Source organism: Curtobacterium sp. MCPF17_002 (genome assembly GCF_003234115.2).
Classification (GTDB): domain Bacteria; phylum Actinomycetota; class Actinomycetes; order Actinomycetales; family Microbacteriaceae; genus Curtobacterium.
Map to the genome: position 1 here is coordinate 2,686,730 of NZ_CP126251.1, position 15,947 is coordinate 2,702,676.

11 protein-coding genes are annotated in these 15,947 nt (G+C 71.8%); 3 read left to right on the forward strand and 8 right to left on the reverse strand.

Annotation, left to right across the window (positions count from 1 at the left end; genetic code table 11):
• Positions 1 to 5 precede the first annotated feature (5 nt).
• Positions 6 to 1,952: a helicase HerA-like domain-containing protein gene (locus tag DEJ28_RS12445; protein WP_111115977.1), complete on the reverse strand. Its 1,947-nt coding sequence runs from the start codon at positions 1,950 to 1,952 to the stop codon at positions 6 to 8.
• Positions 1,953 to 2,012: 60 nt separating this feature from the next.
• A complete protein-coding gene (locus tag DEJ28_RS12450) occupies positions 2,013 to 3,269 on the reverse strand; it encodes a multidrug effflux MFS transporter (RefSeq protein WP_111115976.1) in 1,257 nt (418 codons plus the stop codon).
• Between the two features lie 231 nt (positions 3,270 to 3,500).
• Here DEJ28_RS12450 and DEJ28_RS12455 point away from each other — a divergent pair, with 231 nt between their 5' ends.
• Positions 3,501 to 4,082, forward strand: coding sequence for a TetR/AcrR family transcriptional regulator (locus DEJ28_RS12455; RefSeq protein WP_181433745.1), 582 nt, complete (start codon positions 3,501 to 3,503; stop codon positions 4,080 to 4,082).
• 87 nt (positions 4,083 to 4,169) lie between these two features.
• Here the strand turns inward: DEJ28_RS12455 and DEJ28_RS12460 are convergent, their stop codons facing one another.
• From DEJ28_RS12460 to DEJ28_RS12485, 6 genes are all read right to left on the reverse strand, one after another.
• A complete protein-coding gene (locus DEJ28_RS12460; RefSeq protein WP_258368097.1) occupies positions 4,170 to 6,182 on the reverse strand; it encodes a S53 family peptidase in 2,013 nt (670 codons plus the stop codon).
• Positions 6,183 to 6,450: 268 nt separating this feature from the next.
• Positions 6,451 to 7,020, reverse strand: coding sequence for a type 1 periplasmic-binding domain-containing protein (locus tag DEJ28_RS12465; RefSeq protein WP_111115973.1), 570 nt, complete (start codon positions 7,018 to 7,020; stop codon positions 6,451 to 6,453).
• 34 nt (positions 7,021 to 7,054) lie between these two features.
• Positions 7,055 to 8,446 carry an MFS transporter gene (locus DEJ28_RS12470; protein ID WP_111115972.1) on the reverse strand — a complete coding sequence of 464 codons (1,392 nt, stop codon included), beginning with the start codon at positions 8,444 to 8,446 and terminating at the stop codon, positions 7,055 to 7,057.
• 87 nt (positions 8,447 to 8,533) lie between these two features.
• Positions 8,534 to 9,679, reverse strand: a complete 1,146-nt coding sequence (locus DEJ28_RS12475) for a cystathionine gamma-synthase (protein ID WP_111115971.1) — start codon at positions 9,677 to 9,679, stop codon at positions 8,534 to 8,536.
• Positions 9,680 to 9,692: 13 nt separating this feature from the next.
• On the reverse strand, positions 9,693 to 11,057 hold the full coding sequence (locus DEJ28_RS12480) for a cystathionine beta-synthase (RefSeq protein WP_111115970.1): 1,365 nt from the start codon (positions 11,055 to 11,057) through the stop codon (positions 9,693 to 9,695).
• A gap of 155 nt (positions 11,058 to 11,212) precedes the next feature.
• Complete coding sequence (locus DEJ28_RS12485; RefSeq protein WP_258368096.1) at positions 11,213 to 13,108, reverse strand: ABC transporter ATP-binding protein; 1,896 nt, start codon at positions 13,106 to 13,108, stop codon at positions 11,213 to 11,215.
• A 111-nt stretch (positions 13,109 to 13,219) separates the two neighbouring features.
• Here DEJ28_RS12485 and DEJ28_RS12490 point away from each other — a divergent pair, with 111 nt between their 5' ends.
• Positions 13,220 to 14,644: an amino acid permease gene (locus DEJ28_RS12490; RefSeq protein WP_111115969.1), complete on the forward strand. Its 1,425-nt coding sequence runs from the start codon at positions 13,220 to 13,222 to the stop codon at positions 14,642 to 14,644.
• Positions 14,645 to 14,849: 205 nt separating this feature from the next.
• Complete coding sequence (locus DEJ28_RS12495; protein WP_146248867.1) at positions 14,850 to 15,776, forward strand: hypothetical protein; 927 nt, start codon at positions 14,850 to 14,852, stop codon at positions 15,774 to 15,776.
• Positions 15,777 to 15,947 lie beyond the last annotated feature (171 nt).

Sequence of the window (15,947 nt, forward strand, 5' to 3'; positions counted from 1 at the left end):
CCCGCTCAGCGCCGCCGACGCAGCGTCGAGAAGATCCCCTGCACGACCTCCCGTGCGATCGTTCCGCCGAGCCCCGACCCGAGCAGGTCGGACAGCGGGTCGTTCGCCTTCCGCGAGCTCGTCGTCCGCGACGTCGAGCGCGACGAGGTCCGCTTCGTCCGACGGGCGTCGGCGGCCCGCTCGGCGCGCTCGAACTCCCGCTGCGCCCGCTCGTACTCCTTCTGGGCGGCGGCACGCTCCCGCGCCTCCTGCTTCTCCGCGGCGGCGGCTTCCCTCGCGGCCGTCGCCGCGGCACGGGCCGCTTCCTCCTCGGCGTCGGCCGCGCGTTGCGCCGCGTCCTCCTGCGCATCGGCCGCCGCCGCTTCGGCAGCGGCCGCCTCCATCCGCCGGGCGAGCATCTCGTACGCGGAGTCCGGGTCGAGCGCGGTGCCGTAGGTCACCAGGAGCGGCGACGCCTGCACCCGCGCGGCCATCTCGTCGGCGGGCATCGCGTCCATCGACCCCTCGGGGGCACGCAGACGCGTCCACGCCACGGGGGTCGGCGCGCCCTTCTCGTTCATCACGGTGACGATCGCCTCGCCGGTGGCGAGCGAGGTGAGGACCTCCCCCAGGTCGTAGTCGCTCGTCGGGTACGTCGACACGGTCGCCCGGAGCGCCTTGGCGTCGTCCGGGGTGTGCGCGCGGAGCTGGTGCTGGATGCGGGAGCCGAGCTGCGCGAGCACGTCGTTCGGTACGTCCTTCGGGGTCTGGGTGACGAAGAAGATCCCCACGCCCTTCGACCGGATGAGCCGGACGGTGCGGATGATCTGGTCGGTGAAGTCCTTCGAGGCCCCGCTGAACAGCAGGTGCGCCTCGTCGAAGAAGAACACGAGCTTCGGCTTGTCCTGGTCGCCGACCTCGGGCAGCTCGTTGAACAGGTCGGCGAGCAGCCACATGAGGAACGTGGAGAAGACCTCGGGCTGGTCCTGCACCCCGGGGACCTCGAGCAGGCTGACGATCCCCCGGCCGTCGGCGGCGGTGCGGAGGAACACCTGCGTGTCGATCTCGGGCTCGCCGAAGAACCGGTCGGCTCCGGCGTCGGCGAAGGTGATGAGTTCGCGGAGGATCACCCCGGCCGACTGCTTCGACAGCCCACCGAGCTCGGCGAGTTCCCCCTTGCCCGCGTCGCTCACGAGGAACGTCAGGACGCTCCGGAGGTCGGACAGGTCGACGAGGGGCAGCCCGGCCCGTTCGGCGTAGTGGAACACGAGTCCGAGCGAGGACTCCTGGGTCGCGTTCAGCCCGAGGACCTTCGACAGCAGCAGCGGTCCGAAGCCGGACACGGTGGCACGGACCGGCACCCCGGTGCCCTGGCCGCCGAGCGAGTAGAACTCGGCCTGACTGGCCACGCCCTGCCACGTCTGGCCGATCCCGGTGGTGCGTGCGAGGAGCTTGTCGTTCGCCTGCCCCGCGACGGCGAGCCCGGAGAGGTCGCCCTTGATGTCGGCGGCGAAGACGGGCACCCCGTTCGCGGCGATCTGCTCCGCGAGGACCTGCAGCGTGCGGGTCTTGCCGGTCCCGGTCGCTCCGGCCACCAGGCCGTGCCGGTTGAGCATGCCGAGCGGGATGCGGACCTGCACGTCGGGCCGGGCCGCACCGTTGACGAGGGCCCCGAGCTGCAGGGCGCTGCCCTCGACGGTGTACCCGTCGCGGACGGCGGTCACCGCCGCCTCACCGAGGGGACCGCCTGGAGGCACGGCGCCGGTCGTCGACGCCGCCGCGGCCTCCGGGGTGGTCGCCTCCACCGCCGTGGGTGCGGAGTCCGCGTCCGGCACCGGTTCGGCGGCCGCCTCGAGCGCCGCGGCGAGCTCCTCGGCCCGCGCCGCGGCCTCGTCGGCGAGCCGCCGTGCCTCGTCCGCGGCGGACCGCGCCGCCGCTGCTGCTGCTCGGGCCTGGTCCACCGCGTCGCTCATGGCCTCAGCCTATGGACGCGTCGCCCGCGGTGGAACGAATCCGGCGGTGGAACGAATCCGTCAGTGCGTGAGCGCCGGCACGGTCCGCGGGCGGACGACGCCCCAGAGGAGCGCGATGCCGACCGCCGACGTGCAGGCCATCACCGCGGCCATCGGGGTGGCGGTCGTGATGCCGATCCACCCGACCACGGGCGAGATGATCCCGGCGACGCCGAAGTTCAGCGCACCGAGCACCGAGGCGGCGGTGCCCGCTTCCTTCCCGTGCGCGGCGAGGCCGATGACCTGCACGAGCGGGAACGAGAACCCGCACGCGGCGATGAAGAACCACAGCGGGATGAGCACGCCGACGAGCCCCGCACCGAGCTGGTCGAGGACCATGATCGCGACCGCGGCGAGGAACAGGGTCGCGGTCGAGCACGCCAGGATCCACTGCGGCCCGACGCGTTGCGCCAGCCGGGCCGACACCTGCACCCCGATGACGACGCCGACGGAGTTCACCGCGAAGAGCAACCCGTACTGCTGCGCGTCGAGGCCGTAGAGGCCCTGGAACAGGAACGGCGACGCGCTGAGGTAGGAGAACAGTCCGCTGAAGACCATCGCCCCGATGAGCGCGACCCCCACGAAGATGCGGTCCGAGAACAGGGCGCGGTAGCGCTGCCGCATGGTGGAGTGGCCGGACTCGTGCCGACGGGCCGGCGGCAGGGTCTCGACGATGAGCAGCACGGACGCCAGGACGACGGCGGCGCCGTAGCAGGCGAGGAACACGAACACCCCGTGCCAGCTGACGAACCGGAGCATCTGGGAGCCGATGAGCGGCGCGAGGATCGGCGCGAGGCCGTTCACCATCGCCAGGCGGGACAGCATCCGGACGAGCGGCTTCCCACCGAACAGGTCGCGCACGGTCGCCATCGCCACGACGCCGCCGGCCGAGGCGCCCATCCCCTGCAGCACGCGGAAGAGCGCGAGGACCTCGACGTTCGGCGCGAGCGCCGCGCCGACCGAGGCCGCGACGTGCACCGACGTCGCGATGATGAGCGGCAGGCGACGGCCCACCTTGTCGCTCCACGGGCCGACGAGCAGCTGCCCGATCGCGAACCCGAGCGTCGTCGCCGTCAGGGTGAGCTGGACGGCCCCGTCGGTGATGCCGAACTGGTCCTTGATCGACGGGAACGCCGGCAGGTAGAGGTCGATGGTGAACGGCCCGAGCGCGGTGAGCGCGCCCAGGACGAAGACGTAGACGAGTCGCTGCCTGCGGGAGAGCGAGTCTCCCGGGTGCAGGACGACCCGGAGCGAACCGGTGGTGGCGGGCGCGGTCACGAGCAGGAGTCCTTCGACGGTGAGGGGAGGATGGAGGTGATCGCGGGGTCGATCGAATCGAATCGATTCGCCCGCGGAACCATTCTACGGGGCGAGTGAGCGCTCCCGATGACCGGGCTGTGCGATTCCAGCGTGTTTCTGCGCACGACGGACGGTCCCGGCTCGGGGCATGCGGTACCGTCGGACTGCTCGGGAGGCCGGGCAGAAACGGATCAGAAGGGGGTGGGTGTCATGGTGGATGCCCGGATCCTGCACACGACCGCCGCCCTCGGCGAAGCGATCATGCGGCTCGCGGCCGACCGCCCCGTGTCCCGGATCACCGTCGCCGACGTCACCCGCGCCGCCGGGATCAACCGCGCGACCTTCTACTCGCACGCCGTCTCCCCCGGGTCGCTCCTCGCCGACGTCCTCACGCCGGAACTCGACCGCATCCGCGAGGACGACGCCGAGGCCCGACGTGCCGCCGCCGCCCGCGGTGCCGGCGCGGACGAGCTCGCGGCGATCACCCGTCGCGGCATCAACGCCGTGGTCGAGCACGTGGTCACGCACCGGGACATCTACGCGAAGGCCCTGCCGGACCCGGAGGACGCCTCGCTGCACCGGCTCCTCGTCGACCACTTCACCGAGTCGAGCGCGCAGCACATCCGGTCCCTCGACGCGGGCGACCGCCCCGAGCTGCTCGACGACGTCGCCGCGGGGTTCGTCGCGCAGGGGTTCGTCGGTGCGATCGAGGCCTGGTTGGCCGGACCGCGGCGGGCCCGCAAGGCACTGGTCGACACGATCGTGCTGTCGTTCCCGTCCTGGTGGCGCTGACCGGGCTGCGGCTCTCGACGCAACCGCCTGACGGCCTGGAGGCGCGGTGCCAGCTGGCACCGCGCCTCCAGGCCGTCTCCGTCCCGTCTACTGCCGCGCGACCTGCGTCAGGCCGGTGAAGGACACCGCACCGAGCCCGGTCACGTCGTCGTACCCCTTGGCGGTGGTGAGCGACGTGTCGTGGTCGAGCGTGACGAGGTAGTCCTTGCCCGAGGTCGCGCTGGTGTAGGCCAGTGCGATCGGCGAGGACGGCGGGCGGACGTCGCTGAACGCCGTCGGGGCGACGCGAGCCGTCGCGTACAGCGTCGGGTTGGCGAAGCCGAGCCGCGTGTGCGTCGACTGCTGGACGAGCGCCGACATCGCCGCGGTCAGCGGCGAGGCCAGCGAGGTGCCGCCGTAGGTCTCGTTGACGAACTCGCCCACGGCCAGCGTGGAGTCGTCCGTGATCGGACGGATGCCGATCGAGAACCCGGTGTACGGGTCGGCGAGCGCCGCGAGGTCCGGTGAGACGCGCTCGCCACCGGCGAGCGACGCGGGGACGACGCCCTTCTGGTACGCCGGCTGGGCGAAGAGCGTGCTCCGGCCACCGCCGGCACCACCGCCGACCAGGCCGCCCGGGAGCGGCGTCGAGTAGACGTTGCCGCGGTCGCTCGTGACGATCTGGTCGAGCACGTCGCCCCACCCGGTCTCGAAGGTCTTGCGGCCCTTCGCACCGATGCCGAGGCTCGTGCCGCCGACCGAGGTCACCCACGGGCTCGACGCCGGGAAGTCCGGCTGGGCGCTGCCGAGCGACGCGGACTCGTCGCCGTTGTCACCGCTCGAGAAGTACAGGCCGATGCCCTCGCCGGCGGCCTGGACGTGCAGGTTCTCCTGGCCGCGGATGCTCGCGAGCGGCACGTTCTCACCGACGTCGCCGTAGCTGTTGCTGACGAGGTTCGCCAGGCCCTGGTCGAGGACCTTCGACATCGCGACGTCGAGGCCACCACCGCAGTTCGTGCCGCCGACGTAGAGGATCTTCGCGGCGGGGGCGACGGCGTGCACGGACTGCACGTCGAGGGTCTCCTCGCCCTGCCACCCGCTCGGCTGCTGGCAGAGCGCCTGGTCGGTGAACTGCGACGGCGACGGGATGCGCTGCGCGAAGGTCGCACTCGTCAGTGCCGGTTCGCCGTTCTGGGCCGAGGAGCTGTTCGTGTCGTGGACGATCGACGGCGAGGCGTACGCGTCGATGATCGCGACGGTCTGCCCCTGCCCCTGGATGCCCTTCGCGGCGAGACCGTCGACGCCGTACGCGGAGCGGATCTGCTTCGGGACGTACCCGCACGCGAAGGTGTGGACGCTCGTCTTCCCGTACGCCGCCGGGACGGTCGCGGTGTGCTCCCCGTCGAAGGTCGAGCACTTCGCCTGGATGCCGGTCGGCGCGGTCGCCTGCTGCCGCAGCGACCGAGCCGGGGTCGAGGTCGCCGGGGTCTCCCCCTGCTGGACGAGCTCCGGGTGGGTGAGGAGCCGGCCCTGGTCGACGCTCACGCCGCTGACGAGGCCCGCGACGGCGGTGGGGAGCGTCGGCGCGGTCGACGGTGCGACGAGGGTGCGGCCGGCGTGCCGGTACGCGTGCAACGACGTGCCGAGCACCGAGTTCACGACCGAGGCCGCGCCGCGGAACACCACGAACTCGTGGCTCGCCGGCACCGCCGTGATGGTGAGCCCCTGCGCCCGGAGGAACCCGGTCACCTGGTCGGCGTCCGCCTTCGTCGGTGCGTACCGCGCGATCCACGCCGCCGGGGTCAGCGGCTTGCGGTACCGGGCGTTGCCCGGGGTCGACACCGCCGTGGCGAGGGCTTCGGCACCGCGCTGGTCCTGGAGCGGCAGGTAGACCTCGCCCTCGACGTCGGTGGTGGCCGCGACCGCGCCGGTGTCGTTCGCGCTCGTGGCCCACGTCGGGGTGGAGTCCGGCAGGGTGTGCCGGGTAGCGGCGTCGGCCGGACCTGCGGCGAAGAGCACCGCGCCGATCGTGCACGCGGCGGTGGTGAGCGCGATCGCGGTGGTGCGCGTCCGGCTCGTGGAGGGGGTGGACCGACCGGGGGTCGGTGGGCGTCGTTGCACTTCGGGTCCTCTCGACGGGGAGCCCAGCACGGTCGCGGGTCGCTGACGCGGTCCGTTCCCAGCGGTTTCGTGGGCTGCGGTGAGCTGACTGTAATGAGTCGCGGGATCGGCTCGACAGTCGGTGGTTCCACCGACGAACCACGTCACCCGTTCGGGGGCCGATGCTGTCGCTCTGCTCAGCACGCGTGGCCCGTGGTTGCTGGGATCTCCGCCCCGGTGCTGGGTCCCTGCCGCGAACCGGGGAGCGGGTCTTGCGCTGCGCGGCGACTCAGCTCGTCGAGGGCTTCTCGCCGCGCTGCAGTGACTCGACGACCGCGACCGACTTGCCCACGAGCGCCGCATCCGAGTCGGTGCCCTGCACGCGGTAGTCCGAGGACACCCCGTCCCCGCCCGTCCCGGATGCCGGCAACGGGTCGCCGAGCGCGACGACGACCGCGCCGGCATCGTGCGCGACCTGGATCTCGCTGCTCAGGGCGGACGGGTCGGCGGCCTCGACGAGGAGCACCTTCGCGCCGCGGCGCACGAGCGCACGGAGTGCCGTCCGCTGGTCCTGTGCCGGGTCGGCGGCGCTCGCCACCCGGACGTCCGGACGGAACCCAGCCGTGGTCAGGTCCGTCTCGAACCGCTCGGGCAGGGCGACCCCGCCGGACGTCGGACCGGGGGTGGACGCGCTCGCCAGGAGCACGACTCCGACCACGGCGTGCTGGTCGAACCCGCCGTCGGAACTCGTCAGGTCCGAGCTCTCGACCGGGGTCGGCGCATCGGACGTCGTCCCCTGGCACCCGGCCAGGACGAACATCGAGCACACCGCCACGACGGCGGCCACGGAGCGCAGCACGACGGATCCTCCAACGGTCGATCGGTGTGCCACGCTACCCGTTCGCACGGGTCGCCGACGCCGGGCCGGGTACCGGACCGAGTCGACGCACGGCGGCGACGGCCAGGGCCGCGATGACGACCATCCCCGCGAACACGAGCGGGAACGACACCGTCCCGTCGGCACCACCCGTCCCGATGAACAGCAGCCCGGTGACCGCGAGCCCGATCACGCTGCCCGAGGCGTCGGCGATCGTCAGGGCCGAGCTCGCGAACCCGTCGTCGCCCTCGCCGGAGAACCGGAGCGTCAGCATCGACGTCCGCGGGTAGATCGCGCCCATGCCCGCACCGCCGACGAACCAGCCGACGACGAGCAGCCACCACGGCAGCGCCAGCGACGCCACGGCCAGGGCGGTGAGCAGGCTGACGAGCACGAGGGTCAGCCCGACGCCGAACGTCCGGGCCGCGGTGAGCCGGTCCTCCCCGAGTCGACCGTGCACCCAGCTCGCCCCGGCCCAGCTCAGCGCCGCCACGGTCAGCGCGAGTCCGGCGGCCGAGGCGGACAGGCCGTCCTTCGCCTGCAGCAGGAACGGCACGTACGCCTCGCTCCCGAAGAACGACGCGGCGACGAGGCCGCGGAGGAGGATCACCGACGGCAGCCCCGGAGCGGCCCGGAAGGTCCCGGCGGGCAGCAGCGGGCGGAGGGCGAACCACGTCCCCACCAGCCCGATCACGACGGCGGCCACGCGGGCCCAGGCACCGAGGTCCGGCGCGATGTTGAGGAGCAGGATCGCGACCGCGGCGGCGACCGACCAGCCGATCCGGGAACGCTGCCACGCCGGACGCAGTGCAGCCGCCGGCGGGTGCAGGCGGCCGAGGGTGGGCACGAGCAGGCTGAACGCGCCGACGGCGATGACGAGCGCCCCGGCGAAGACCCAGTGCCAGTTCCACACGTCGGTGACGATGCCGGCGAGCGCCGGGCCGATCAGCGCCGGCACCACCCAGGCGGCCGCGAACCCGGCGAACACCGGGCCGTGCAGCTCGGCGGGGAAGATGCGGGCGACGAGCACGTAGAGGACGACGTCGATCGCCCCGGCGCCGAAGCCCTCCACCAGGCGTCCGGCGAGGAACACCTCCATGGTGGGGGCGAGCATGACGATCGCGGTGCCGACGGCGAAGAGGCCGGCGGACACCCACGCGACGACGCGACCGCCGGCACGGTCCGTCCAGTTGCCGGCGAGCACCATGCCGGGCACCCCGGCGGCCAGGGGCGCGGCGAACGCGAGCGCGTACAGGGTCTCACCGTCGAGGTCACGGCTGATCTCCGGCATCACCGTCGTCATCGCGAGGTTCTGGAACGCCGCGACGGCGACGATCGCGACCATGCCGACGGTGGCGAGCGCGTACGGGCCGCTGAACAGACTGGTCCTCGTCGCGGCGGTGCTCACCCGATCATCGTAGAGGCCGCCGGGCCCGGGCCGGGCCGGGCGTGGCGCCCGGCTCCCGGCGCCCGGCCCCCGGCGCCCGGCCCCGCGTCAGCGCGTGAGTGCCTGCTGCAGGTCCGCGACCAGGTCGCCGGCGTCCTCGATGCCGACCGACAGCCGGACGACGTTCTCCGGCACGGCCAGCTCGGTGCCCTTCACCGACGCGTGGGTCATCTCGGACGGGTAGCCGATGAGCGACTCCACCCCGCCGAGCGACTCGGCGAGCGCGAACAGCTCTGTCGACTCCGCGAAGCGCCGCGCAGCCTCGGGGCCGCCGGACAGCGCGACCGAGAGCATGCCGCCGAAGCCGCGCATCTGCCGCGCCGCGACCTCGTGCCCCGGGTGGTCGGACAGACCCGGGTAGTAGACGCGCTCGACACCGTCGGCTGCGACCAGCGCCTCGGCGACGGCCTGCGCGTTCTGCGAGTGCCGCTCCATCCGCACCGCGAGCGTCTTGATGCCGCGGGTCGTCAGGAAGGCGTCGAACGGCGAGGAGATCGCACCGGCGCCGAACTGCAGGAACTGGACCTTCGCCGCGAGTTCCTCGTCGGCGAGGACGACCGCGCCGCCGACGACGTCGGAGTGTCCCCCGAGGTACTTCGTCGTCGAGTACACGACCACGTCGGCGCCGAGCGACAGCGGCTGCTGCAGGTACGGCGACGCGAAGGTGTTGTCGACGACGACGAGGGCGCCGGACTCGTGCCCGAGGGTCGCGAGCGCCGCGATGTCGGCGATCTTCATGAGCGGGTTCGTCGGCGTCTCCACCCACAGCACGGTCTGCGCCGGAGCGCCCACGAGTGCGGCGCGCACCTGGTCGAGTTCGCTCATGTCGACGACGACGAGTTCGACGCCCCACGGCACGTGCAGGCGGCTGACCAGACGGTGCGTGCCGCCGTAGACGTCGTTGCCCATCACGACACGGGCGCCGGGGACGAGCGCCGCACGGAGCAGGGCGTCCTCGGCGGCGAGCCCCGAGGCGAACGAGTAGGCCGCGACACCGCCGTCCAGGTCGGCGAGGAGCGTCTGCAGCGAGTCGCGGGTGGGGTTGCCGGCACGGGAGTACTCGTACCCGTTCCGCATGCCGCCGATGCCGTCCTGCACGTACGTGGAGGTCAGGTGGATCGGCGGGATGACGGCTCCGGTGGGGCCGTCGGGCTCCTGGCCGGCGTGGACGGCGCGGGTGCTGAACTCGGTCATGCTGGCGGGTTCCTTACTCGGACAGGTAGGTGAGGAGGTCGTGGCGGGTCAGGACGGTGACGGGTTTGCCGTCCTCGACGACGAGGAGCGCGTCGACGGACTCGAGACCCCGACGAGCGGCGGAGACCGACTCACCGACGCCGATGAGCGGCAGGGGGTCGCCGACGAAGCCGGACAGCGCGTCCGCCATCTTCGCGGACCCGGTGAAGACCTGCTCGAGCAGTGCCTTCTCCTCGACCGCGCCGACGACCTCGCCGATGACGACCGGCGGCTCCGCGCTGAGCACGGGCATCTGCGAGACGCCGTACTTCGTCATGATGTCGACGACCTCGCGGACGGTGTCGGACGGGTGCGCGTGAACGAGGTCGGGCAGCCGGCCGTCCTTCCCGGCGATGAGCGAACCGACGGTCCGCTCGTCGTCGGTCTCCGCGAAGCCGTAGGAGCGCATCCACCGGTCGTTGAAGATCTTGCCGAGGTAGCCGCGACCGCCGTCCGGCAGGAGCACCACGACGACGTCGTCCTCGGTGAGGTCGCGGGCCGCACGGAGCGCGGCGACGACGGCCATGCCGCTCGAGCCACCGACGAGCAGGCCCTCTTCACGGGCGAGGCGACGGGTCATCGCGAACGAGTCGGCGTCCGACACGGCGATGATCTCGTCCGGCACGCCGGCGTCGTACGCGGCGGGCCAGAAGTCCTCGCCGACGCCCTCGACCAGGTACGGACGGCCGGTGCCGCCCGAGTAGACGGACCCTTCGGGGTCGGCGCCGACGATGCGGACGCGGCCGTCGGAGGCCTCCTTGAGGAAGCGCCCGGTGCCCGAGATGGTGCCGCCGGTGCCGACGCCCGCGACGAAGTGCGTGATGCGCTCCTCGGTGTCGCGCCAGATCTCCGGACCGGTGGTCTCGTAGTGGCTGCGCGGGCCGTTCGGGTTCGCGTACTGGTTCGGCTTGTAGGCGCCGGGGATCTCGCGGACGAGCCGATCGGACACCGAGTAGTAGGACTCGGGGTGCTCCGGCGGGACCGCGGTGGGCGTCACGACGATCTCGGCGCCGTACGCCGTGAGGACGTTCCGCTTGTCCTCGCCGACCTTGTCCGGCAGGACGAACACGCAGCGGTAGTCGCGCTGCTGGGCGACGAGGGCGAGCCCCACCCCGGTGTTGCCCGAGGTCGGCTCGACGATCGTGCCACCGGGCTGCAGCTCGCCGGAGGCCTCGGCCGCGTCGATGATCCGGGTGGCGATCCGGTCCTTCGAGGATCCGCCGGGGTTGAGGTACTCGACCTTGACGAGCACGGTCGCGCGCACCCCCTCGGTCACCCGGTTGAGCTTGACGAGCGGGGTGTCGCCGACGAGGTCGAGGACGGAGTTCGCGTAACGCACCCGTCGATCCTAAGCGGCGGACACGTTCCTCTGCTGGGACTGGACGTGCGGAAGCCGTGCGTGCTGTTCCGTGCGGGACTGGAGGCGCGTGGCGGCGCCGCCACGCGCCTCCAGGCCGGCACGTGGTGCGTCGGGACGCCGGCCGCGCGCTCGCGTCACCGGCCGAGTGCGTCCGCGGGTGCGGTCTGCTCACGATGCAGCGTCGCGTAGATCCCGTCGCGGCCGAGCAGTTCCTCGTGGCTGCCCTGCTCCACGATCTGGCCGTGGTCGAGGACGAAGATGACGTCGGCGTCGCGGATCGTCGACAGCCGGTGCGCGATCGAGATCGTCGTGCGACCGGCGGCGGCGTTGTCGAGCGCCGTCTGGACGACCCGCTCGGAGATGGAGTCGAGCGCGCTCGTCGCCTCGTCGAGGACGAGCACCGGCGGGTCCTTCAGCAGGACCCGCGCGATCGCGATGCGCTGCTTCTCGCCGCCGGACAGGCGGTACCCGCGCTCCCCCACCACGGTGTCGTAGCCGTCCGGGAACGACGCGATCGTCTCGTGGATGTTCGCCGCCCGCGCCGCCCGCTCGAGTTCCTCCGCCGTGGCGTCGGGCTTGGCGTACCGCAGGTTGTCACCGATCGTGGCGTGGAAGAGGTAGGTCTCCTGGGAGACGATGCCGACGTGCTGCATGAGGTCCTCGTGCACGATGTCACGGACGTCCTGTCCGGCGAACCGCACCGACCCGGCAGTCGCCTCGTACAGGCGCGGTACCAGGTACGACACCGTCGTCTTGCCGGCGCCCGAAGGACCGACGAAGGCCGCGAACTGACCCGGCTGCAGCTCGAAGGACACTCCGCGGAGCGTCGGCTTGTCCGCCTCGCCGTCGGGGTAGGTGAACGTCACGTCGTCGAACGCCACGTGGCCGACCCGGGACTCGTCCACGGGCTTCGCCGTCGGCGAGTCCGTGATCGCGGGCTCGAGGTCCATGTACTCGAAGATACGGGCGAACAGCGCACCGGAGGTCTGCAGGTCCAGCACGACGCGGAGGAGCCCCACGGTCGGGAACAGCAGCCGCGACTGCACGGTCGTGAAGGCCACGATCGTGCCCGCGGTGATCGGGACGTCGCCGATGATGAGGTACGCGGCGACGACGTAGATGATCGCCGGGATGATCGACAGGAAGATCTGCACGATCGCGAAGAACCACTGCCCGGACATCTGCTGGCGGACCTGCAGCTGGATCTGGTTCCGGTTCTCGGCGCCGTACCGCTGCGTCTCGCTGCGCTGCTGGTTGAAGCTCTTCGCGAGCAGGATGCCGGAGACGCTCAGTGCCTCTTGTGTGATCGCGGTCATGTCCGACAGCGACTCCTGCGTCTGCCCCGCGATCCGGGCGCGGACCTGGCCGACCCGACGCTGTGCGATCACGAGGAGCGGCAGCAGCACGACCGCGACGATCGTCATCTGCCAGCTCAGCAGCAGCATCGCGACCACCGCGGCGATGACCGTCACGGTGTTGCCGAGGACCGACGAGATCGTGTTGTTGAGCACGCTGGCGACACCGCCCACGTCGTTCTGCAGCCGGGACTGGATCACGCCGGTCTTCGTGCGGGTGAAGAACGCGAGCTCCATGCGCTGCAGGTGCCCGAACAGGCGCATGCGCATCGAGCCCATCACCTTGTTGCCGACCGTCGCGGTGAGGTAGGTCTGCCAGACGCCGACCCCGGCGCTCGCGATCCAGAGGGCGACCATCGCGCCGACGAGCTCGTACAGCACCGGCAGGTTCGGCCCGCCCGACTTCGGGAAGAGCCCGAGGTCGAACGCCTTCTGCGTCAACAGCGGCGGGATGACCGAGATCGCCGCACCGATGAGCACGAGCACCACGGTCGTGACGATCGTCTTCCGGTGCGGCACGAACAGCCCCGCGATGCGCTTGACGAGGTGCGGGATCCGCGGAGCCTCGGCGTTGGCGGCCTTCTGCGCCGCGAAGTCGCCGCTCGAGATCCGGCCACCGCCGCCACCGCGACCACCACGGCCACCGCCGCCGTGCATCCCACCGCCCATGCTCATGGAGCCAAACCTAGCCCCGGGCTGGGACATCGGCGGTCCCGCCCGTATTTGACCCCGTTCAGGGGGCATGCGACCATTTCCCGTCCCCTTCCCCGCACCACTCGAGGTCCCATGACGTCCGCGTCCACCCGCCCCACGTCCCTCCGCACGCAGCTCGCCCGTCGCAAGCCGATCGAGCAACTGCAGGCCGATGCCGCGGTGGGCGTGAACGGTGAGCCGCTCCGTCGCTCGCTCGGGGTCTGGCACCTGACGATGATCAGCGTCGGGGCGACCCTCGGCACCGGCATCCTGGTCGTGCTCGGCACCGCCGTGCCGCTCGCCGGGCCCGCCGTCTGGATCTCGTTCGTGGTCGCCGGTGTGGCCGCGCTGCTGTCGGCGCTGTCCTACGCCGAGATGGCCGGCGCGGTGCCGACGTCCGGGTCGAGCTACTCGTACACCTACGCCACGATGGGCGAGGGCATCGCCTGGGTGTGCGGCTGGTGCCTCGTGCTCGAGTACGCCGTGTCGGTCGCCGCCGTCGCGGTCGGGGCGAGCGAGTACGTCGACGAGACGCTCCGGGTGTTCGGGCTGCACCTGCCCACCGCGCTCTCCGCGCCCCCGGGTGACGGCGGCGTGGTGAACTTGCCGGCCGCGGTGCTCGTGCTCCTCGCCACCGCGATCCTGCTGCCCGGCGCGCGGGAGAGCGCGTGGGTGAACACCGTGATGGTGATCGTGAAGATCGCCCTGCTCGTCTTCTTCGTGGTCGTGGCGTTCTCGGCGTTCCAGGCGCAGAACTTCGAACCGCTCGCACCGATGGGGGCAGCCGGCGTCACCGCTGCCGCGTCCCGGCTGTTCTTCTCCTACATCGGCTTCGACGCGGCGTCCACCGCGGGCGAAGAGGCGAAGAACCCGCGCCGCGACCTCCCCCGCGCGATCATCGGCTCCATCGCCCTCATCACCACGCTCTACATCCTCGTCGCGATCGCCGCGATCGGCGCGCGCTCGTGGACGTCGTTCTCGTCGACCGAGGCCTCGCTCGTCCGCATCGTCGTCGACGTCACCGGGCAGCCGATCGTCGCGCTGGTGTTCTCGATCGGGGCCGTCGTCGCGATCGCCAGTGTCGTCCTCACCGTGCTGTACGGGCAGACGCGGATCCTGCTCACGATGGCACGGGACGGCCTCGTGCCGAAGGTCTTCGGCAGGGTCTCCAAGCGCACCGGCACCCCGATCGCGAACACCCTCATCATCGGTGTCGTCGTCACGATCGTCGCCGCGCTCGTCCCGCTCGGGGAACTCGCCGACGCGACGAGCATCGGCACCCTCGTGGCGTTCGCCCTGGTCAACGTGTCCGTCATCGTCCTCCGTCGTACCCAGCCCGGGCTCGAGCGCTCGTACCGCGTGCCGTTCTTCCCCGTCGTGCCGATCCTCGGCGCGCTCTGCTGCGTGCTGCTCGCGGTGTTCCTCGGCATCGGTACCTGGATCGCCTTCGGCATCTGGATGGTCGTCGGCGCCGCCCTCTACCTGGCCTACGGCCGCCGCCACAGCACGTTGCGCTGACGCGCGGGCGCCCGCCCGCGCCGCGCCCGCGCCGCGCGCCGCCTCGCCGAGACTCGGCCCTGCGGACAGTTTCGCGGTCAAAAGCCGCGAAACTGTCCACCCACGCGAGTCTCGCCACTCGTGCACAGGCGACGGGCGTCGGCGGCCCGTCCACAACTCGGTGAAGTGACGGCCATGCGAGGGCTGATCCCACCACCATGTCGGGATGCGCTACCGCCGAACCCGTCCACCGCTCCTCCGTGCCCGTGATTCCGACCCTTCTGAGGGCCGACGTCTGCGTCGACTCCACGCAGCGGGGAAACTCGTCCGGCTCCGCGCGAACGTCTACATCGCCGCCGACGTGTGGGCAGGGCTGGCGCCGGCGGACCGCCATCTCACTCGTGCATGGGCGATCGGTCCGGACCTGTCCCGTACGGCCGTCTTCTCGCATCAGACCGCGGCGCTCATCCACGGCTGGGCACTGATCGGCGGCACCACGGATCGCGTCCATGTGGTCGACGACGCGGTTCGAGGAGTCGAACACCGGGCCGGAGTGGTCCGGCACGGTCTCGGCCAGTGCCCGTTCGGCACCGCACCCGCTCGCTTCGACGGGGTACCCGTCGCCGACGCGCTCACCACGGCAGTGCTCCTGGCTCTGACGATGGAGCCGCACGTCGCGGCCGTGGCCATCGACTCTGCCGTCCGAGCCGGTGAGCTCGACGTCGCCCGGTTCGAGGCCGCGCTGCCCGAGGGACCCGCTCGCGGCTCGCGACGAGCGAGACTCGTCGCGGCTGCCCTTGATCCGCTGCACGAGTCGGTCGGCGAGTCCTACACCGCCATCCGCTTGGTCGAGATCGGCCTTCGGTCGGTCGAACCCCAGCGCGAGTTCAGGAGTGGACGTCATGTGGACCGCGTCGACTTCTGGCTTCCGGAACAGGGAGTCGTCGTCGAGTTCGACGGGAAGCAGAAGTACGTCGACCCTGCGATGCTCGGGGACCGCTCACCGCAGGAGGTCCTCTGGCAGGAAAAGCTCCGCGAGGATCGACTTCGGCGCCGGCCCGAGGTGACCACGATCATCCGGGTCACGTGGTGGCACCTGGTCGACCTCGACCGCTTCCTCGCGTTGTTCCGCTCCCACGGAGTGTTCGTGTGAGCACCGAAACTCGGCCACCCGGACAGTTTCGTGCCTGATCAGGCGCGAAACTGTCCGCCCAGCCGAGACTCGCCCACGCGCGCAACCGCGCACCGCCGCACACGACGAAGGCCGCCACCCCCGGAGGGGCAGCGGCCTTCGCACACACAGTGCGCTGTGCACACAGAGTGC